Source organism: Streptomyces sp. NPDC025273 (assembly GCF_040638585.1).
GTDB lineage: Bacteria > Actinomycetota > Actinomycetes > Streptomycetales > Streptomycetaceae > Streptomyces > Streptomyces cinereorectus.
Genome location: NZ_JBEZYP010000006.1, coordinates 64,150 through 83,092 on the forward strand (window position 1 = coordinate 64,150; position 18,943 = coordinate 83,092).

Genomic DNA, 18,943 nt, shown 5'->3' on the forward strand with positions numbered 1-18,943 from the left:
CTACACGATCTGGCCGGCGCACGCCGGGGTGCAGGAGGCGGCCGTGCGTTCCTGCCCGACCGCGTTGGCGAGGTGCGTCTGCAGCTGCGCCGAGTTGATCTGCTGGGGCTTGGGCGACGGCTGTGCGGACGCGGTGCCTGCTCCGCCGAGAACGAGCGCGGCAGCCGCGACGGCGGCTGCGGTACCCCCGGCAGTGGGGCGACCCGTGTACTTCATGATGAGACCTCCTGGTTGGCCTGTGTGAAAGGGGCGTACCGGCACACTAGGACGGCTCGGAGGCCACCACCGGCAGTTCGGGCGGCTGTTCGGAGGCGGTCCGGATTGCCTCGATCGGATCAGAGCCCGCTCAGCTCTGTTCGCCGGACGTCCTTCGGGAGAGTGCTGATCGGTGTCCTGTCCGGGTCAAGCTCCGTGATTCTTGGGGCTCCGTAGGTGCCGTCCGACCGACTGCTGGTGCACCGCCCGTATCCGGACGGCCGGCCTCGCGTCGGCCGCCTGCCGTGCGTTCCGGTCCGCGGCTGTCCGGCGCCAGTGGTGGAAGCTCGCGCGGCTGATGCCGGGGATGCTGCAGAGCCGCTTGACGCCGTAACGGCGCTGGAGGTCGGCGACACACGGGAAGCGGTTCACCAGCGCGTCTTGCCGGCGAAATGCTTCGCCGCCCGATCAGGCAGGGGTCCGCGAAGCAACGTCACTCTTCACGCGGCTGATTTCCGAACGCAGCAGGGTCCTCGGCCACGACCGCCCCCATGCCCTCCACACGCACCCGCAGCGAGCCCAAGGACTGGTGAGTGCGGGCCACAGCAAGCAGGTGCAGCAGGAACTGGCGCGGCGCGTCCAGGGCCGGGGCACCGCCGTCTCGCCCTCGCGCACCGCAGCTCGACCAGCTGCAGCTGCCCCTGATGAGTAGACGCCGTGGTCGCCGCGCCGCTGACTGCGGTGCTTCTCGCCGGTCTGCCGGGCGGCGCCGGAGGGGGTGCGACGCCGCGCCTGAGGCGCTCCGGCCGGTCTTCTGCGTGATGATTGACGGGAGAGTCATCGCCGCAGCAGACGTGAGCCGGGTACGTTCCACCGAGCCGGCTCGAAAGGGACGGCAGCCATGCCTACCTCCGGAACGAAGAGATCGGCCGCCGCCGTACTCGCCGCGCTCACGCTCGTCATCACCGCGGCCTGCGGCAGCTCGGGCGGAGGGGGGTCGAGTCCCGCGACGGCATCCGCACCACGCGCCGACGTCCTTGCCGTGAAGATCGACAACGTAGCCGCGGCCCGGCCGCCGACCGGACTCGAGAAGGCCGACATCGTCTACGTGGAGCAGGTGGAGGCAGGCCTCAGCCGCATCCTCGCCGCATACTCCTCCGACGTGCCGTCCGTCATCGGCCCCGTACGCAGCGCTCGTGAGACGGATCTGGAGCTTCTCCGGCAGTTCGACGAGCCCATGCTCGCGTACTCGGGCGCCCAGTCCGCCCTGCGGCCCTCGATCGAAGCGGCCCCTGTCGACGCGCTGCCGCCGTCGAAGGCACCGCACGCCTATTTCCGCGGTGGGGACCGCGCCGCACCGCACAATCTGTACCTGCGCCCGGGGGACATCCCACACGCCGCCACCGGGGTGAACGCGGCCGAGGACCTGGGGCTCCGCTTCGCTGCGCCGCCGCGGGGCGGCACGCCCGTCAGCGGGCGCACGGTGTCGTACCCGTCGGCACGGTTCACCTTCACCTGGTCCGCGGACGGGGATCAGTGGCTGGTGAGTATGGACGGGACCCCGGCCCGTACGGCCTCCGGTGACCGGCTCGGAGCGGCCACAGTGGTCCTGCAGGATGTGGACGTGCAGGATTCGCGCTTCCGTGACCGAGGGGGAAACTCCTCGCCCTTCAGCGCGACGGTGGGGTCCGGCTCGGCGGCCGTCCTGCGTGACGGCAGGTCGTACGACGTGGTGTGGGAGCGGAACACCGCCGAGTCGGCGACCGGCTTCACCACCGAGGACGGCGAGCCGATGACGTTCGCGACCGGCCAGGTCTGGATCGTGCTCGTCCCGAGGTGACGCGGGTCCCGCCGGAGTCCGCACGTGCGGACTCCGGTATCTGCAGCCGTCTGCTCAGCATCGGCGAGGTGGGCGGCAGGAGGCCTCGATCTTGACGGGAAGCCGGCCGGCGCATGCGCGGCTTTGGGACTGAGCTGATGCACCCCCGCACGCCCACGTACCCTCTTCCCCGTGCCAGCCTCATCCCCGCATCGCGTCGCCGTCCTCGTGCTCGAAGGTGCGAAGCCTCTCGATGTCGGTATTCCTGCGCAGGTGTTCACGACCCGCGCGAGCATGCCGTACGAGGTGCGGGTGTGCGGCGCGGCACCCGGTCTCGTGGCCGGCGGCGACGGTCTGTCGTACTACGTCGCCCACGGCATCGAGGCACTGGCGTGGGCCGACATCGTCTTCGTTCCCGGCTACCGGTACCCGGCCCGTGACGACCCGCCGCGGGCCGTCGTTGATGCGCTGATCGCCGCCCACAATCGTGGCGCGCGGCTCGCCGCCATCTCCACAGGCGCCTTCGCGCTCGCTGCCACGGGTCTGCTCGACGGCAAGCGCGCCACGACGCACTGGCATTACACGGGGGCACTCGCGGCGAAGCGTCCACTCGTTCAGGTCGACGCGAACGTTCTGTTCGTCGACGAGGGCAGCGTGCTGACGTCGGCCGGCGCCGCCTCGGGCATCGACCTGTGCCTGCACATTCTGCGCGGTGATCTGGGGGTGTCCGCGTCGAACCACGCGGCGCGGCGCCTGGTGGCGGCCCCCTACCGCAGCGGCGGTCAGGCGCAGTACGTGCCGCGCAGTGTGCCCGAGTCGCTCGGCGAGCGGTTCGCCGCCACCCGGGAGTGGGCGCTGCACCGGCTCGGCGAGCCCCTCACCCTTGAAGTGCTCGCGCGGCATGCGGCGGTGTCGCCGCGCACGTTCTCGCGGCGCTTCGTCGAGGACACGGGGTACACGCCGATGCAGTGGGTCATGCGAGCCCGCATCGACGTGGCCCGTGAACTGCTCGAGCGTTCGCAGCGGGGCATCGAGCAGATCGCCGCCGACGTCGGTCTCGGAACGGGTGCGAATCTGCGGCTGCACTTCCAGCGCATCCTCGACACCACGCCGAGCGAGTACCGGCGCACCTTCACTAAGGGGCAGTAGCCCGTCACCACCGTGTGGCGTGATCCTTCCGGACCGTGGCGATCACGCCGCTGTCACCGGCGGATGCTGCGAGAGAACCTGATGGCGAACCCGAAGGGACACCACTCATGACTCGCATCGCCATCAACGGATTCGGCCGTATCGGACGCAATGTGCTGCGCGCGCTGCTCGAACGCGACAGCGACCTGGAGGTCGTCGCCGTCAACGACCTCACGGAGCCCGCCACCCTCGCGCGGCTGCTCGCCTATGACACGACGGCGGGCCGGCTCGGCCGCCCGGTCGCTGTCGACGGGGATGCCCTCGTCGTCGACGGCCGTCGCATCACCGTGCTCGCCGAGCGCGAACCGGCGCAGCTGCCGTGGGCCGAGCTCGGCGTCAGCATCGTGCTTGAGGCGACCGGCCGCTTCACGTCGGCCACGGCCGCCCGCGCCCACATCGACGCGGGCGCGAAAAGGGTACTTGTCAGCGCGCCGGCGGACGGCGCCGATGTCACCCTCGCGTTCGGGGTCAACACCGACGCGTACGACCCGGCCGCGCACACGATCGTCTCGAACGCCTCGTGCACGACCAACGCGCTCGCGCCGCTGGCCGCGGTGCTCGACGGTCTTGCCGGCATCGAGCACGGTTTCATGACGACGGTGCACGCCTACACGCAGGAGCAGAACCTGCAGGACGGGCCGCACCGCGACGCCCGCCGCGCCCGCGCGGCCGCTGTCAACATCGTGCCGACCACGACAGGCGCGGCGAAGGCGATCGGGCTCGTGCTGCCGAACCTCGACGGCAAGCTGTCGGGCGACTCGATCCGCGTACCGGTTCCGGTGGGATCGATCGTCGAACTCAATACGACTGTCGCTCGCGACGTGACGCGCGAGGACGTGCTGGCGGCGTACCGCGCCGCGGCACAGGGGCCGCTGGCGGGCGTGCTCGAGTACTCGGACGACCCGCTCGTGTCCTCCGACATCACGGGCAATCCGGCCTCGTCGATCTTCGACTCGGCTCTCACCCGCGTCGATGGCCGCCACGTCAAGGTGGTCGCCTGGTACGACAACGAGTGGGGGTTCTCGAACCGCGTGATCGATACGCTCGAACTCCTTGCCACCAGCTGACCGGAAACCGGGGCGGCCCGCCTGCGGAGGCCGCTCTGCCCGGCACCTCGTGCTCGGCGATGGGCGTGGGGCTCGGCCGGGAGGGGGCAGTACGTGCTGTGAGGGTCGGCTTGTCCCCGCTCGGGCCGGAGAGCCAGTGCTGTTCTGTGTCTGCGGGCATACGTATCAGCGCCGGAAGGAGCTGGTCCCGTCCGCCGAGCCCTTGCAGCGCGCCGCGCCGGCGATCGTCAGTGAGAGGGCGGAGTCCTCCGAAGGCGGGGGCCTGCTCGGATCGGGGGACCCGCGCGTCGGTTCTCGGGGACTTGGCGGAGGGCTGCCGCCACACCCGTCCAGCCCTTGCTCGTGCAGCTGTCGGTCCGCCCGTGCGGACGTCGGCCATTGCTACCTTGCCGCGGGGGTGTCCCGGACGGCTTGGGGAAGTTGTTGCCGTCGGCGGTGAAGTCCCCTTGGACCAGGTCCCCGTCGGTGGTGAGAGCCGGTCCGTGATCGTGGTGCGTTCTTCTTCCGCGAGGTCCTGCGCGCCGGTTCCGGGCCGGGGTTCAGGACCGGCGCGCGAGGGCTGCGCCGAGTGCGGCGATCCAGATCAGCAGGAGGGGCAGTGAGAGGAACGCCGCCGGGCTCAGGCCGGTGGCCGGCAGGAGGTAGCCGATGCCGGACACGGTGATCGTGGCGGCCAGTGCCCAGCCGGTGACGGACTCCCAACCCCGCAGCAGAGAGCCGTGCCGGGAGGACGCGCAGGCAGCGGCGGCGAGGGCGGCGAGCGTGAACATCTTGACGCCGTCCACACGCTGGACCGCCTCGAAAAGGGCTGCGGTCCTGCCCGGTGACGCCGGATCGGCTCCGGACACAGCGATCAGCTCCAGGACGAGCTGCACCGCCGCGAGTACGGCCGCGGCCGTCCCGGCCCATCCAGCGAAGCGAGCCGTGGCGTTGCCGGTCCGGCGGGCCCAGCCGAGCAGTCCGGACCCGACGACCAGGAGGCCGGCGGCCGCCACGCCGTGTACCAGCACCGCCTGAGCGATCGTCTGGACCGGTTGGTCGGCGTACGCCGTCGCGATCCGCACCTGCGTGTCACCGGCTGCGGGCGTGTCGCCCCATGCGATGGCGAGCCCGACTGTCCATGCCGCGGCGTGTGTGTATCCGGCGGCGCGGGCGGCGGTGACGGTGGCGGTCATGGGGGCCGGCCCCGTAGCGGTCACGGTCATGCGGTGTCTCCTCGGGTTGTGTCGTGGATGGCATGGGCGAACGCCTCGCAGCTGGTGCGCCATGCGGCATCCAGGTCTGCGCCGGGCGGGAAGCGGCCGTCGAGTTCGAGCACGACCATGCCGTGCGCGAATGCCCAGAGCGAGCGCGCGATGTCGATGTCGCCGCGCGCCGCGCGGACCAGCGGCATGGCCGCACGGTCCTCAAGCCCGTCGGGCAGGGCGGTGCGGGCGAGTGGCCGGGTGTGGGTGATGCGGTAGAGGTGGGGGTTGGCGAGGGCGTGGCGCCGGTAGGCGCGGGCGAGCGCGAGCAGAGGCGGCTCGGCGCCGATCCCGGCTTCGGCGGCCTCGAGTTCCTGTGCCAGCTGGGTCATGCCCTGCGCCTGCAGAGCGGCCTCGACGGCGGCCTTGTCGGGAAAGTGCTTGTACAGGGACGGGGCCCGGATGCCGACGCGCTCGGCAATGCGTCGCATCGACAACGCGTCCGGCCCTTCGGTGTCGAGCAGTTCCCGGGCGGCCGCCATGATCTGCTGTGCACGGTCAGTCACGGCGCACCTTCCGTACGTTCGCGGTGACCGGCAGGGTGCTGCTCGGGGTCATGGTGGTGTCCATCGCGGCCTTTCCGCGTCGGGGCTGTTCCGATTCAGCTAACACCGTTAGCCGTACGGCGTCGTCAACATATGGCTAACAGTGTTAGCTGTCAAGTCTGGAGGGAGCGCGGAGACCGCCACCGTGGTGGTCGCGGCCTCGAAGGGCTGCGGCTGTTCGCCGAGTTGTGGGCGGACCTCGCCCGTCTGTGTCTGCGGTGGTGCGTAGGGCCGTACGCTCGGCCGGGAAACCCGGCTGCGTTCGGCGGCGACGGCGTCGAGGTGCTCGTGACCGCGGGTGGCGAGGTTGTGCCCCTGGGGAAGTACGGGTGGCGCGGGCCGTGGGGATCCACGCATCAGCGGCTGTGGGGGCGAGTGAGGTCGTGGCCGGGGAGTCGGAACCGACTGTCGCCGCACCGTGCACGTGGGCGGGGAGCCGGAGTGATGAGCGAAACGCGGTTGTGCCTGGGCCGATGATGGGCTTGGGTTCGTGCTCGTGACCGCTTTGAATGATCTCGTACGTCCGGACCGCTATCCGCGCTCCTCGCGCTATGACCCCGCCTGGTTGCTCGACCTCGACATGGGACCGAACCCGTTGTGGCTGCTGGAGGACCTCGCCCGGGACCTTGATCTGCGCCCCGGGATGCGAATTCTCGATCTCGGCTCCGGCAAGGGTGCCACGTCGGTGTTCCTGGCCCGCGAGTACGGCGCCCAGGTCGTCGCGGCCGACCTGTGGATTGCCCCCGAGGACGCGGCGGCCGTCTTCGCCGAGGCAGGTGTCGGCGGCCAGGTGGAGGCCGTGCGAGCGGAGGCGCACGCCTTGCCGTTCGAGGAGGAGAGCTTCGATGCCATCGTGAGCGTCGACGCGTTTGAGTACTTCGGTACGGCGGACAGCTATCTGCCCTACCTGGTCCGGTTTCTCCGGCCTGGTGGACAACTGGGCATGGCGACTCCGGCCATGACGCGGGAGGTCCGTGAGCTCGGGGCCATCCCGCCCCACATCAAGGAGCTGGTCGGCTGGGAGGCGATCGCCTGGCACACGGCGGAGTGGTGGCGCTTCCAGTGGGCGATCACCGAAATGGTGGAGGTCACGTCCGCGCGGCTGCAGCAGGACGCCTGGCAGGACTGGCTGTTGTGGGCACAGGCATGCGCCGAGCACCAGCCGGACGGCCGGAGCACGAACCAGCCCCTCATCGACATGCTCACCACGGACGGCGGAGAATTCCTCTCCTTCGCCCTGGTGACCGGACGCAAGAACTGAGCAGTCACCCCGTCGGCCAGTTCTGTCTCTCCGATCGTGATCGGGGAGACAGAACCTGATACGCGCGGCGTCACTGCCCGCCGTCACCGAGCTCCATGTCCGGCGTCGGGGGTACATGCGTACCGCTGTGGGCGTTGAGGAGGATCTTGACGGTGTCGGTTCCCTGCAAAGACCAGGCGCCCCTGCGGAAGATCGCGCTCTTCGGACCGCCCGCCACCGGAAAGACGACCTTGGCCAGGTGGCTCTCGACGGAGCTCGACCACCCCCGCACCGACCTCGACGACCTTCTGTTCACCCCTGACGGCCCGCTGCCGCTGGAGGAGTTCCGCCGCCGGGCGGGAGAGATCACCCGGCGGGACAGGTGGATCGTCGAAGGGAACTTCTCCAAGCTCGCCGACGTGGTCTGGCACCGAGCCGACGTGCTCGTCTGGCTCGACTTCCCGCTGGCCCTGATCGTGTATCGAATCGTCCGCCGCAGTCTGCGCCAGCTCGCGGGTCGCGAAGACAGTGCACAAGCCAGGCGGCTGACCTGGAGCACGGCGTTCCTCGGCCGCCGGTCGCTGCTGCGTACCGCCATCCGCAAGTACCGGACAAACCGGCCTCGCTATGCCCGGCAGGTATCCGAGGCGGCCGACCTGGGCGTGGAGATCGTCAGGCTCCGCGGCCCGCGCGATGTCCGACGCTGGAAGAGGGAGACGGCGAAGAGGCGGGTGGGGAGCCGCTCGCCAGGAGCGGCCCAGCACACCACCGGCCCTTGACCAGCATCCATGCCGACGAAACTCGGGCACAAGGAAGCAGCACCAGCCGCCCTGCTCGGCGTTGCGGCCGGCACCGCCCGCGCCCCTGACCTGCCGGGGTGAGCAGCGGCCGGAAGACTCACCAAGGCCCGGGGCCGCTCAGGGTCCGGGTGACGGTCCGGGCCGCGGTCGCGGTGCCCTGGTACCGGCCGGCCGCCTGCTGGGGGCGAGGACCTCATGTGCGGGTGCCCGCGGTCCGGGGACTGGGTCTTGGCCGGGGGGCGGTGTACGGGTCCGTTGCGGGCAGCCAGTACGTAGAAATGTCCGTGGTGGTGTGAATCCTCTCGATGGATTTCCCCCGAACGCTTCAACGCCTCGGACAACGTCGTGAGCGGCAGCGGCGAAGCTGCTGAGAAGGCCGTAGGACCCAGCTGTCTCAGGCCGCGGTCGGAGAGTTCGCAGATCCGGTGGTGAGGCGGTATTCGGCGTTGAGGCGCCGGGCTTCTTCGAGCTGGTCCTCGAGGATGACGATGCGGCAGGCGGCCTCGACGGGGGTGCCGTTGTCGACGAGTTCCCGGGCGCGGGCGGCGATGCGCAGTTGGTAGCGGGAGTAGCGGCGGTGGCCGCCCTTGGAGCGCAGCGGGGTGATCAGGCGGGCGTCGCCCAGGGCGCGCAGGAAGCCTGGGGTCGTGTTGAGCATGTCGGCGGCGCGGCCCATGGTGTAGGCGGGGTAGTCGTCGTCTTCGAGACGGTCCAGGGAATCGTCTGTTGTCATTACGCCTCTCTGTGGAACACGCGTGGAGGGGCCCTGGTGCCGTACGGCACCAGGGCCCCGAAGGAACTGCTACACCATCTGCCGGCCCTCGTGCTGCGCCGGCCTTCTTGTTCCGCACTGTGTCCCGGGGGGTGGGAGCATGTGCGGGGATCGCGGATGCGTGACCGGAGACCACCTCACTATCGATGTCCTGCGGTACCCGGGCTCAAGATTTCGGCCTGGGCGATCCTGATGATGTCTGGCTCCTCCGTTCTTCCCTCTGAGTTCACTTGCCTACTGCTGGTACTCCTCTTGCGTACTGCTGGTGATGCGGATTGCTCAGTGGCCTGTGACAGCGCCACACTTCGGCAGCCAGCCCCGTCGCCCGTCCTGCATCTGCTCCGGCTCAGAACCCCACTGCCGAACTTCCCGGTGCGCGCGCCCGCAGCCGACGCCTTCACCGAGGGACCGCTGGTATTGCACTGCGGGTACTGCGGTACTGCTGGTGGCGGCCCCTGATCACTGCGGGCCACCCGGTCCGGCGGTCAGTCCCGTCGCCGTCCTCAACAATCCTGGCTTCGGAACTCCACCACCGCACCGACCTGCGAACTAGGTACTGCTGCCGGGCAGTTCATCCGCTGCCCGGCCTTGTTGTCCTTCTGGCTACGACAGAAACCATAACCACACCACCGTCCAATGTCTACTGGGGTGAGCATAGATTTTGGAGTGTCGGCAGAGGAGTAAGTCTTCCGGCGGGTTCGGAGGCCGGGATCTGCTGCGAGGTGGCGCCACCCCTCTCCCGCACCCCCGTCCCGGGGTGCCGGGACGGGGGTGCGGGAGAGGGGTGGCGTCGCCCGCGACCAGGCGCACCGCGACGTCAGGCGGTGACAGTGACCTCGGCAGTGACCTTGACGCCGGTGATTCCCGGGTACTTGGTGTGGTTGGCGGACCGGCAGTGCCACCACGTCGGCCACTGCGCCCCGCCTGACGGCAAACCGCCGCCCGTCGCCCTGCTCCGCTGAGATTCAAGGTTTCCGGGATCGGGTTCCGAGCCGGGTATGATACCCGTAGGGGTATTTGTGGAGGTGGAAGCGTGGAGCTTCAGATGGCGGCCGACGAGCTGAAGGCGGTACTGAACCGGCTGCGGCGGGCTCAGGGGCAGATAGCCGGGATCATCAAGATGATCGAGGAAGGCCGGGACTGTGAAGAGGTGATCACGCAGCTCGCGGCAGTCTCCCGCGCTTTGGACCGGGCCGGGTTCTCGATCATCGCGACAGGTCTGCAGCACTGCATGGCCGATGGCGAGCAGGCGGTGGGTGACCGGGACCAGATGCGGGCACGGCTGGAGAAGCTGTTCCTCTCCCTGGCCTGACGAGCTGGTCGTACGAGGGCGCCGATCGGTGTGAGTGCCGCGAGGGCCGGCCGTGTCTCGACGAACAGGCGTCGCGGCAGCATGCCGGAGGCCTCGGCGGCGAGGCGGTCGCCGCCCCGGGCGCCGAGGACCGCCGCCCTGGCGAACGGGGCGATCACCGCCCGGTCCTGACTCGCCGCACCGCCGGAACAGGTCGCGGGCGAGGCGGTCGAGCTGGTCGCGATGACCCGGCAGGCTGGTGCCGGTCGCAGCCTGCGTCTCGAAGGCCGGGACAGTCGCGAGCCGGGACAGTCGTAGGAGTGGACACCGCGAGGAAGCCCCGCACGGGCGGGGCGGAGCATCTTGAGCGCAGCACAGGGTGCCCTGGGGTGGGCCGGCGGGTTACCTGCAGCCTCGGGAGGCAGGGCCCTGTCCGTATTTCCGTTCCACCGTGGACGGAAATGCCCCATGCGGTGTTTTCGGATGGATTCACCCCGAACGGCGCCGCCTCCGCCTCGGCGGGTGCCCGGGAGAGTATCAAGAACCGGCAGCGCCCTCACACGTATAGGGAGTCATCCGTCGTGTCCTACGACCGCACCGTCCGTCTGAACTCCGGGTTCGGTGACACCGTCGCCGCCGTCCGGGAGGCCCTTGCCGCTCAGGGCTTCGGCATCCTCACCGAGATCGATGTCACCGCCACCCTCAAGGCGAAGCTGGGCCACGAGATGGAGGACTACCTGATCCTGGGCGCATGCAATCCGCCGCTGGCCCGCGAGGCGCTGGAAGCCGACCGGAGCATCGGCCTGCTCCTGCCCTGCAACGTCGTCGTCCGCAGCGACAAGGGCGCCACGATCGTGCAGGCCCTGGACCCTGCCACCATGGTCACCCTCACCGGCTTGCCCGCGCTCGAATCCGTCGCCTCCGAGGCCACCGAACGCCTGGACGCCGCCCTGGCCGCTCTGGCCGCTCTGCCAGGCAGCGAAGGCGTCTAGGGTCTGCCAGCGGGTCCCTTCCGGCCGGTGCTCGTCGGGCCGGGGGGACCGGTGGAGCGCCGCACGGCGATCATCCTGCAGGCGGTCCGGTCCGGGCCGGCCCCGATCGGGCCTGTTGTCGGTCAGGTCGCGTTGAGCATCATCCGCATCTGGGCGATCTCCGCGGTCTGCGAGGTGATGATGCTGTCGGCAAGAGCCGTGGCGGGGCCGTAGGCGCCTTCCCGCTTCTCGGTCTTGGCCATGTCGATCGCGCCTTCGTGGTGTTCGATCATCATGGTCAGGAACATGTCGTCGAAAGTGCTTCCGTTGGCCTGACCGAGCCGGTTCATGTCCTGGTCACCCATCATGCCGGGCATGCCGGTGGTGTCGTCGCCGTGCCCCATGCCGTCCATGCCGGTGGGGACCTCCTCGCCCCATGCTTCGAGCCAGCCGGTCATGGTGTCGATCTCGGGCTTCTGAGCCTTCTTGATCTTCTCCGCAAGTGCCTCGACCTCACTGGTGGCACCGTGGGATTCGACCATGTCGGACATGACGAGGGCCTGCAGGTGGTGAGGGATCATCCCCTGCGCGAACGTGACGTCCGCCTGGTTGTGCCGGTCGCTCTGCCTCGCGGCTGTGGGAGCGGTGGTCGCCGGGGAGCTGGTGGCCGTACTCGTGTCGCCCTGGCTGCCGCAGGCGGCCAGGGCAAGACCCGCGGCAGCCGCAGTGGCTGCCACGGCCGCACGGCGGTGCGGAAAGCGGTTGGTGTCCATGCCGGTTCTCTCCAGTGATTCGGATGGAGTGGGCGACCTGCTTGCGGGGAGCCCCTTATGGAGCCTGCGCCGCATGGGCCGCCTGCCGCATCCGGAGGAGCTGGGGGCCGGCGCGTGCGGGCGGTGCCCGCCCGCGGACGGGCTCGTACATCGCAGGGACAGCCTCCTGCGGGGTGGCCGCGGGCGGCACGGTGAGGTCAGGGGAGGCGGGAGCGCGGCGACGGCGCACATCCGGTCCGTGTGCCCGCCGTGCCGGTCCCGCCCGTGCCCGTCCCCGGGACACGCGTATCGCGGGCCGGCAGCCGACGCCGTCAGGTGACGGACCGGGGTCGGGGCACTGCCGGCTGTTCGCAGGGCGCCGTCGGAGCCCAGGGCGTGCGTGCCAGGCGATCTGGTCACGAGGCCGACGGCGAGCAGGACCCTGAGCCGCAGCGTGGACTGCGGTCTCGAACGGGGCGCGGGGCCGGTCACCTCTCCAGCGTAGGCGGAAGAAGTGTGCCGGGGCCCTGGTGACCCGCTGGTCGACGTCCTGGGTGCGGGTGGCCTCCTGCGGCTGCTGGAGACCGGTGGCGGAGAGACCGGTGGCCTGGACGGTCCTTCACGGGCGAAGTGCGGGCATCGCTGCGATGCCCCGCGCCGGGCTCGGGCACGCCCCTCGCCCGGCCGCACAGGACACCGCGGCAGCGGGGGCGAGGAGGGTGCCCCGTACATGCCGGTTTTCGGGGGCACAGGTGCGGGCCGTGGGCCATCGGGGGACGGCCCACGGGTGCTGTTCGGTCCAACGTCCCCTCAGCCGGCGTGGCACGCCGCCGAAAGGAGGATTCATACCCCCTACCGCTTGTGCGCTCCCGTGTAGGAAGCGGGGAGGCCGGTTAGCGTCAGGGCCAGCTGTAATGGTCCTGACGTACCTGTCGTCCGTGAGCGTGAGTGCACGGGCGACCCTGGTGCTCAGCGTCTCTGAGGGCCAGGGCGATCACCTCCGTCCCGCACGGTGCGGGACGGCATCGAGTCCCTTGGAGGACAGAATGGCCAGCGGAACCGTCAAGTGGTTCAACGCGGAAAAGGGCTTTGGCTTCATCGAACAGGACGGTGGCGGCCCGGACGTCTTTGCCCACTACTCGAACATCGCCGCTCAGGGTTTTCGTGAGCTCCAGGAGGGCCAGAGGGTGAACTTCGACGTCACCCAGGGTCAGAAGGGACCCCAGGCGGAGAACATCACTCCCGCTTGAGCTGTTGCGCCGCGTTCGCCGGTTCCGAGGCGACGGTGTGACGCGGGCTGCCTTCAGTCGTCGAGCCGCCGGGCCGGCGAAGTGACAGAGGCCCCGGAGGTCGTGGCTGACTCCCGGGGTCTCGAGCTGTCAGCCGGCAAGAGCCGGCGGTCACGGGACAGCTCCTGGACGTCGAGGAGACGCCGGTCGAGGGTGACCGTCTCACTCACAGGATCGGGTTACGCGGACTCCCGCCGTATCGTGCCGTACATCTGCTCGGGCGATATCAGGACGACCTCTCCCTCCGCATCGGCATCCCGGAGTCCGGGGCCGAACCCCGCGGCTCCGTAGCAGACGAGGCGGGTTCGGCGGACGTCCTCACCGGCGGCGGCGAGGCGCGCCAGGTGGTCGCGCAGCTGTTCGAGGTGGGGGGTGTCCATGCGATCCGTCCAGGAGACCAGCCCGATCGACAGCAGCGTACCGGGGCCGTGGTCCCGCCGGCCGCGCACGGCGACGTCGATCCGTGCGGGCTCACCGGTGGCATGGGGCAGGGAACCCGAGAGCGCCGATGAGGGTACGTCTGCGGGGCTCTCCGCTGCTGCGAACCGGACCGCCCACTCCCGGCATATCTGAGCGAAGTGCGGTCCTGCCACGTCCCTTTCGAACACGGGCCAGGCCTGCCGCCACACCTCGGTGATCGCCGTGGCGGTCGCGTCCAAGAGGTCACAGCGGTGAGGGCGGATCACGGCGTGGTCGAAGGCCAGCAGCGGTTCGGTGATGCGGTAGCGGATCAGCCCGGGTCGGAAGGCGTCGGGCTCGCCGCGTACCAGGCCACGTTCCTCCAGGTGGGACAGGATGTGCGGCACGTCCGTCGTCGGTCTGTCGAGGAAGCCGGCGATTTCCCCGAGCGTGGAGCGGCCGGCGGCGAGCGCGGCCACGGTGGAGTGGCAGGCGGCGATGTCCCAGGGGCCCGGTACGCGATCCAGCAGGTGCTCGGCCTTCCAGAACAGCGGCAGCCGCGGGTTGAGTACGCATTCACGGATCCACCGGTCGAAGTCGGCGGGACCGGCAGGGGGCCGGTCCCCTGCCGGGTCGAAGCGGAAGGTCGCGCTACCACCGACGACGGCGTGTACGCGCAGCGCGAGCCCGGGGTCGTCGATGGCCCATAGTGCTCGTGTCTGCCTGAAGTCCAGAGGAGCGACCTCCACGACCTGGTCCACCCACATGGTCGAGGCACTGAGCAGCCGGCTCATCACCGGTGTCGTACTGCCGCAGAGCAGAAGCCTGAGCCGACAGGAGCTTTGCGGGCCTTCGCCCAGCTGGTGGCACACCTCACTGACAGCGGCCGGGAGGCCTGGGCTCTGCCGCACGACGTCGGGGAATCCGTCGATGACGACCAGCCTGGCCGGGCCGCGTTCCGTGCTCGCCAGCGTGAGCAGTGCCTCCCTCCACCCTGCCCAGTGAGGCACCTGTGGAAGATCGGCATGACGTGCGTACTGCTGGGCGAGCGAGCGCAGGGTCTCGGCCTGGACGGCCTCCTGCCCGCAGAAGTAGAACCCGCCCGTCGCGTGGGCGAGAGCCTTGAGGAGAAACGATTTGCCGTGCCCCCGCGGACCGGCGACGACACCGATCGCGGGCCCGGGGCGCGGGTCATCCACGAACGCGACAAGCCTGTCCCACTCGGCCTCACGGTCGAAGAGCCCCTGCGGCCGGGCCACGGGGGCGGTCGGAGCTCCCACCGTTCTCTCCCCCTTCCAGGACACCTCTCGTGCCTGTGGACGACCTGGATGCGAGGGAGAGGAAGGGGATCTTCGCCCTCGCCTCCCACTCTACGAGCCGGACCGGCGACCGTGAGGGCCCGATCGGATCCTGTGGGAACGCCGTTCGGCCCCTGCTCGCTGCTTCGGCGGGACCGGCGGCCGGGCCGGCGCCCTGTACGTCACCCGTCGCAGCCGTAGGGGTGTGCGGGGTGCAGCACAGTCCTCAGTTCGCCGCTGTCGACGGCCGTGGAGAGAACGTCGTACGCACTGCGCGTCTCGTCGAAGGTGAGTCTTTTGGTGATCAGCCGTGAAAGGGCGTTCGTCCGGTCAGGTGTGAGCACGTCCAGGAGCCAGGGCGTGGACGAGGTATCGACCTGGCCTGTGCTGATCGTGACGTTCTTCCGCCACAGCTCTTCGAGGTGCAGCGTGACCGCCGCGCCGTGCATCCCTATGTTCGCGATGTGGCCACCCGAGCGTACGACTCTTGTGCACAGACTGAAACTGTCGGGATTTCCGGCCGCCTCGATGACCACGTCGGCTCCCGGGCCGTCCGCGAGATCCGCTATCAGCCGGCCCGGGAGTTCGGCGGAGTCGGCGCCCATCTCGGCGGCGGTCGCCAGGCGGCTGGGGGAAAGGTCGACGGCGATGGCTCTGGCTGGGGAGTAGATTCCCGCGAGGAGCAGGGCGGCCAGGCCGACCGGGCCCGCTCCGACCACCACGACGGTGTCGCCCGGGCCGACCTTTCCGTTACGGATTCCGAGTTCGAAGGCGGCCGGCAGGACCTCGGAGAAGAGGACGGCGGTGTCCCTGTTCAGGGTGTAGGGCCGCTTGTGTGTCGAGTGGTCGGCGTAGGGGACGCGGACGAGTTCGGCCTGGGTCCCGTTCACTTCGTGACCGAGAAGCCATCCACCGCCGTGTGTGCACTGGCCGAACGCCCCCAGCCGGCACGAAGTGCAGTTACCGCAAGCGGAGACCGACGACACGATCACGTCGTCACCCGGGGCTACGGAGTGCACCTCCCGGCCCACTGCCACGACCTCGCCGCAGGCTTCGTGGCCCAGCACCGTTCCTGGCCTCACCCCCCGTACGTCTCCGCCGAGTGTGTGCAGATCGCCCACGCACACACTGGTCGCGTCGACCCGTACCAGCGCGTCGGTGGGTTCCTCGATCACCGGGTCATCGCATGTTTCCCAGTACCCCTGGCCAGGACCGTGGTAGACGAACGCACGCATGACACTCCACTCCCTCTCTACTGCGTTCTCTTCGAAGGGCATCGCGGTGCGTCCTGGGCGGGGTGGCGGGCCGCGTTCGTCCCTGCGGCTCTGTCCTGGGGGCTGGGCAGGGTCGTCGGCTGTCGCCGGGCACGTCGCCGGCGGCGCTCCGCACGGCGCAGCTCGTCGGTTCCCCAGACGAGGACGGGGAAGGTCATGATGAGCAGGATCACGTCCGCGGGCAGGGCGGCTGTGCCGAACAGGCCCTGCAGGGGCGGCAGGTAGATCAGGGCGGCGGTGAATGCGAGTTCGAACGCGATGCCGATCAGCAGGAGGGGGTTGGTCCACAGCCCGATGGCCCGGAGGGACGCGTGGTCCGTCCGTGCGGCGAAGGCGGTGCCTACCTGGCACGTCACGATCCCGGCGAAGGTGGCGGTGGTGGCTGTCACGTAGTCGTCGTGCAGTTCGCTGCCCGGTGCTGTGGGGTCGCCCGGCTGCCAGCCGGCACGCCACAGGACGTAGAAGAAGGCGCCCATGGACAGGAGAGCGGATACGACGCCGAGGTAACCCCAGCTCCGGATGAGCATGTCGCGGGAGATGACGCTCTGTGTCCCTTTGCGTGGGGGCTTGTTCATCACTCCGGGTTCGGCTCGTTCACGGCCCAGGGCCAGGGCGGGCAGGGTTTCGGTGCCGAGGTCGATGGCGAGAATGTGAAGGACCGTCAAGGGGAGGGGTACGGCTCCCGCGGACAGGGCGAATACCGCGAAGGGGACCACCTCCGGAACGAGGTGGGCGAATATGTAGACGATGAATTTTCGAACGTTGTCATATACGCGGCGTCCCGACTCGATCGCTGTGACAATGGTGGCGAAGTTGTCGTCGGTGAGTACCATCGTGGCGGCCTCACGGGCGACGTCGGTTCCGGATCTGCCCATCGCCACGCCGATATGGGCACGGTGGAGTGCGGGAGCGTCGTTGACGCCGTCGCCGGTCATCGCGACGATGTGGCCGTGATGTCGTAGGGCGTCGGCGATCCTCAGCTTGGTTTCGGGTGACGACCGGGCGAAAACTATCTCGGCGTCGCTGTCCTGTCCGAGCAGTTCGTCGAGTTGTCGCTCCGTGACGGCTTCCGCCTCGGGCACGATGCGCAGTTCCGGCCGGCCGATCCCGACCTGCCGGGCGACGGCCGCTGCGGTGGAGCCGTTGTCCCCCGTCACGATGTGGACGCGGAGCCCGGCGTCGTGGCATCGGCGTACGGCGTCGGGTACTTCGGGCCGCGGCGGATCGTAGAGGCCCACCAGCCCCCGGAGTGTCAGGTGGGCTTCGGCCTCTTCGCGGCTGAGCTGTGAATCGCCGGGCGAGAGGTCACGGGTGGCGACCGCCAGGACGCGCATTCCTTCGTGGGCCATGTCCTCTGCCGCCGCCCGCGCTCTTCGGACGGTGTGTCCGGCGGGCCCGGCCCCGTTGCCGGCGGTCCTGGCCAGTACGGCCTCGGGCGCCCCCTTGGTGATGAGGATCAGCCGGTCGTCCTGCTGGGGGCAGGATGTGATGACGCTCATCAGGCGCAGCTGGGGGGCGAACCGGTGGAGCACCCGCCGGCGTTCGTCCCGTGTGCGGGGGTCGAATCCGGTGTGCAGGGCGGTTGCTTCGGTGACCAGGGCCAGCTCCGTCGCGTCACCGTGCAGTTCTCCTCCTTCGGTGGTGACGGTCGTGCACTCGGCCATGCTGCGTGCCAGTACCTGCGTACCGGGCCCGGTCCCGGTGCCGTGTTCCGGGGTCCACAGGCTCTGGACCCGCATGCTGTTCTGTGTGAGGGTGCCGGTCTTGTCCGTGCAGATGACGTTGGTGGAGCCCAGGGTCTCGACCGCGCTGAGCCGCTTGACCACGGCGCCCTGCCGGGCGAGGGATCGTACGCCTACGGCGAGTGCGAGGGTGATGATGGGCAGCAGGCCTTCGGGGACGTTCGCGACGAGCAGTCCGATGGCGAAGGTGAGGGCGTCGGAGAGCGGTAGGCCTACGGCCACGCCCGTGACCAGGAATACCGCGCCCATGGCGACGGCTGCGGCGGCGATGAACCATGCCACCCTCTTGACCTGATGCTCCAGCGGGCTCTGTTCCCGCTGGGTGCGCTGGCTGAGGACGGCGATGCGGCCCAGTTCGGTGCGGCTTCCGGTGGCGTAGACGATGGCTCGTGCCTGGCCGCCTGTGCAGGTGGTGCCGCTGAAGATCAGGTCGGAGTTCTCCAGCAGGGGCGCACTTCGCACGGCTGGGCCGGCCACCCGCTCGGCCGGGGCCGATTCCCCCGTCAGCATGGAGAGATCGGCCTCGATGCCCCCTTCTGTCAGCCGGGCGTCGGCCGGGATCTTGTTCCCTTCGTCGACCAGGATGAGGTCTCCTGGCACGAGGGAACGCGCTTCGATTGTTTTCTCCTGCCCGTCCCGGATCACCTCGGCGTGGTCGGGCAGGTAGCGGGCGAGAGTCTCGACCGCTCGTTCGGCTTGGCGTTCCTGTGTCAGCGCGAAGGCCGCGTTGACCAGGATCACGGCGATGATGGCCGATCCCAGCACGGGGATGCCGGCCAGGAAGGCCAGGGCGGCGGCTGCCCACAGCAGGAGCGCCAGTGGGTGGGCGAGTTGTTGGACCAGTTCCCGTCCGACGGAGGTCTGTGCCTTGACCTCGACCTCGTTGGCCCCGTATACGGCCAGTCTCCGGGCGGCTTCCCGGTCCGAGAGTCCTTCGTCGCCGGTGTGCAGGTCGCGGCGGAGCAGGGGCAGGGATTCGCGGGGGTCAGGGGCCGTCGTCGTGGGAGGTTCTGGCTTTCGGCCGTGCACCACTGGGGTACCTCCGGCTTTTGTCCGT

Annotated in this window: 16 protein-coding genes; 8 read left to right on the forward strand and 8 right to left on the reverse strand. The window is 69.7% G+C overall.

From position 1 onward, the window contains the following. A complete protein-coding gene (locus AB0F38_RS12670; RefSeq protein ID WP_361890864.1) occupies positions 1-216 on the reverse strand; it encodes a hypothetical protein in 216 nt (71 codons plus the stop codon). Between the two features lie 880 nt (positions 217-1,096). On the opposite strand from AB0F38_RS12670, the gene AB0F38_RS12675 reads away from it, so the two are divergent. The 3 genes from AB0F38_RS12675 (at position 1,097) to gap (ending at position 4,269) form a co-directional block, all read left to right on the forward strand. Next, positions 1,097-2,035, forward strand: coding sequence for a DUF3048 domain-containing protein (locus tag AB0F38_RS12675; RefSeq protein WP_361890867.1), 939 nt, complete (start codon positions 1,097-1,099; stop codon positions 2,033-2,035). Positions 2,036-2,206: 171 nt separating this feature from the next. Then, positions 2,207-3,163, forward strand: a complete 957-nt coding sequence (locus AB0F38_RS12680; protein WP_361890870.1) for a helix-turn-helix domain-containing protein — start codon at positions 2,207-2,209, stop codon at positions 3,161-3,163. Between the two features lie 107 nt (positions 3,164-3,270). Continuing rightward, the gene (gene gap, locus AB0F38_RS12685) at positions 3,271-4,269 is read left to right on the forward strand and encodes a type I glyceraldehyde-3-phosphate dehydrogenase (RefSeq protein WP_361890873.1); all 999 of its coding nucleotides are present in this window, start codon (positions 3,271-3,273) and stop codon (positions 4,267-4,269) included. 539 nt (positions 4,270-4,808) lie between these two features. Here the strand turns inward: gap and AB0F38_RS12690 are convergent. Both AB0F38_RS12690 and AB0F38_RS12695 read right to left on the reverse strand, forming a co-directional pair. After that, positions 4,809-5,474, reverse strand: coding sequence for a hypothetical protein (locus AB0F38_RS12690; RefSeq protein WP_361890876.1), 666 nt, complete (start codon positions 5,472-5,474; stop codon positions 4,809-4,811). Then, a complete protein-coding gene (locus tag AB0F38_RS12695) occupies positions 5,471-6,019 on the reverse strand; it encodes a TetR/AcrR family transcriptional regulator (protein WP_361890879.1) in 549 nt (182 codons plus the stop codon). The genes AB0F38_RS12690 and AB0F38_RS12695 overlap by 4 nt, the downstream gene beginning before the upstream one ends. A 535-nt stretch (positions 6,020-6,554) precedes the next feature. Between AB0F38_RS12695 and AB0F38_RS12700 the strand changes: the two genes are divergently transcribed. Then, positions 6,555-7,319 carry a methyltransferase domain-containing protein gene (locus tag AB0F38_RS12700; RefSeq protein ID WP_361890882.1) on the forward strand — a complete coding sequence of 255 codons (765 nt, stop codon included), beginning with the start codon at positions 6,555-6,557 and terminating at the stop codon, positions 7,317-7,319. Positions 7,320-7,471: 152 nt separating this feature from the next. Beyond that, positions 7,472-8,077 carry an adenylate kinase gene (locus AB0F38_RS12705; protein ID WP_361890885.1) on the forward strand — a complete coding sequence of 202 codons (606 nt, stop codon included), beginning with the start codon at positions 7,472-7,474 and terminating at the stop codon, positions 8,075-8,077. Between the two features lie 415 nt (positions 8,078-8,492). Here the strand turns inward: AB0F38_RS12705 and AB0F38_RS12710 are convergent, their stop codons facing one another. Further along, the gene (locus tag AB0F38_RS12710) at positions 8,493-8,831 is read right to left on the reverse strand and encodes a MerR family transcriptional regulator (protein ID WP_361890888.1); all 339 of its coding nucleotides are present in this window, start codon (positions 8,829-8,831) and stop codon (positions 8,493-8,495) included. Between the two features lie 1,072 nt (positions 8,832-9,903). Here AB0F38_RS12710 and AB0F38_RS12715 point away from each other — a divergent pair. Beyond that, positions 9,904-10,182: a metal-sensitive transcriptional regulator gene (locus tag AB0F38_RS12715; RefSeq protein WP_361890891.1), complete on the forward strand. Its 279-nt coding sequence runs from the start codon at positions 9,904-9,906 to the stop codon at positions 10,180-10,182. A 560-nt stretch (positions 10,183-10,742) separates the two neighbouring features. Next, positions 10,743-11,153 carry a DUF302 domain-containing protein gene (locus AB0F38_RS12720; protein ID WP_361890894.1) on the forward strand — a complete coding sequence of 137 codons (411 nt, stop codon included), beginning with the start codon at positions 10,743-10,745 and terminating at the stop codon, positions 11,151-11,153. Positions 11,154-11,275: 122 nt separating this feature from the next. Here AB0F38_RS12720 and AB0F38_RS12725 read toward each other — a convergent pair whose 3' ends face one another. Then, the gene (locus AB0F38_RS12725) at positions 11,276-11,905 is read right to left on the reverse strand and encodes a DUF305 domain-containing protein (RefSeq protein ID WP_361890897.1); all 630 of its coding nucleotides are present in this window, start codon (positions 11,903-11,905) and stop codon (positions 11,276-11,278) included. A 1,025-nt stretch (positions 11,906-12,930) separates the two neighbouring features. Between AB0F38_RS12725 and AB0F38_RS12730 the strand changes: the two genes are divergently transcribed. Further along, positions 12,931-13,134 carry a cold-shock protein gene (locus AB0F38_RS12730; protein WP_033302989.1) on the forward strand — a complete coding sequence of 68 codons (204 nt, stop codon included), beginning with the start codon at positions 12,931-12,933 and terminating at the stop codon, positions 13,132-13,134. Between the two features lie 218 nt (positions 13,135-13,352). Here AB0F38_RS12730 and AB0F38_RS12735 read toward each other — a convergent pair whose 3' ends face one another. The 3 genes from AB0F38_RS12735 to AB0F38_RS12745 all read right to left on the reverse strand — a co-directional run bounded on the left by AB0F38_RS12735 (position 13,353) and on the right by AB0F38_RS12745 (position 18,915). After that, on the reverse strand, positions 13,353-14,852 hold the full coding sequence (locus tag AB0F38_RS12735; protein WP_361890900.1) for an ATP-binding protein: 1,500 nt from the start codon (positions 14,850-14,852) through the stop codon (positions 13,353-13,355). 200 nt (positions 14,853-15,052) lie between these two features. Further along, the gene (locus tag AB0F38_RS12740; protein ID WP_361890903.1) at positions 15,053-16,105 is read right to left on the reverse strand and encodes an alcohol dehydrogenase catalytic domain-containing protein; all 1,053 of its coding nucleotides are present in this window, start codon (positions 16,103-16,105) and stop codon (positions 15,053-15,055) included. A 17-nt stretch (positions 16,106-16,122) separates the two neighbouring features. Then, on the reverse strand, positions 16,123-18,915 hold the full coding sequence (locus tag AB0F38_RS12745; protein ID WP_361890905.1) for a cation-transporting P-type ATPase: 2,793 nt from the start codon (positions 18,913-18,915) through the stop codon (positions 16,123-16,125). Positions 18,916-18,943 lie beyond the last annotated feature (28 nt).

Excerpts from the sequence above, each read along its gene's own strand:
- AB0F38_RS12675 (WP_361890867.1), top strand. The coding sequence starts at position 1,097 with ATGCCTACCTCCGGAACGAAGAGATCGGCCGCCGCCGTACTCGCCGCG.
- AB0F38_RS12690 (WP_361890876.1), bottom strand. The coding sequence starts at position 5,474 with ATGACCGTGACCGCTACGGGGCCGGCCCCCATGACCGCCACCGTCACC.
- gap (WP_361890873.1), top strand. The coding sequence starts at position 3,271 with ATGACTCGCATCGCCATCAACGGATTCGGCCGTATCGGACGCAATGTG.
- AB0F38_RS12725 (WP_361890897.1), bottom strand. The coding sequence starts at position 11,905 with ATGGACACCAACCGCTTTCCGCACCGCCGTGCGGCCGTGGCAGCCACT.
- AB0F38_RS12730 (WP_033302989.1), top strand. The coding sequence starts at position 12,931 with ATGGCCAGCGGAACCGTCAAGTGGTTCAACGCGGAAAAGGGCTTTGGC.
- AB0F38_RS12670 (WP_361890864.1), bottom strand. The coding sequence starts at position 216 with ATGAAGTACACGGGTCGCCCCACTGCCGGGGGTACCGCAGCCGCCGTC.
- AB0F38_RS12710 (WP_361890888.1), bottom strand. The coding sequence starts at position 8,831 with ATGACAACAGACGATTCCCTGGACCGTCTCGAAGACGACGACTACCCC.
- AB0F38_RS12740 (WP_361890903.1), bottom strand. The coding sequence starts at position 16,105 with ATGCGTGCGTTCGTCTACCACGGTCCTGGCCAGGGGTACTGGGAAACA.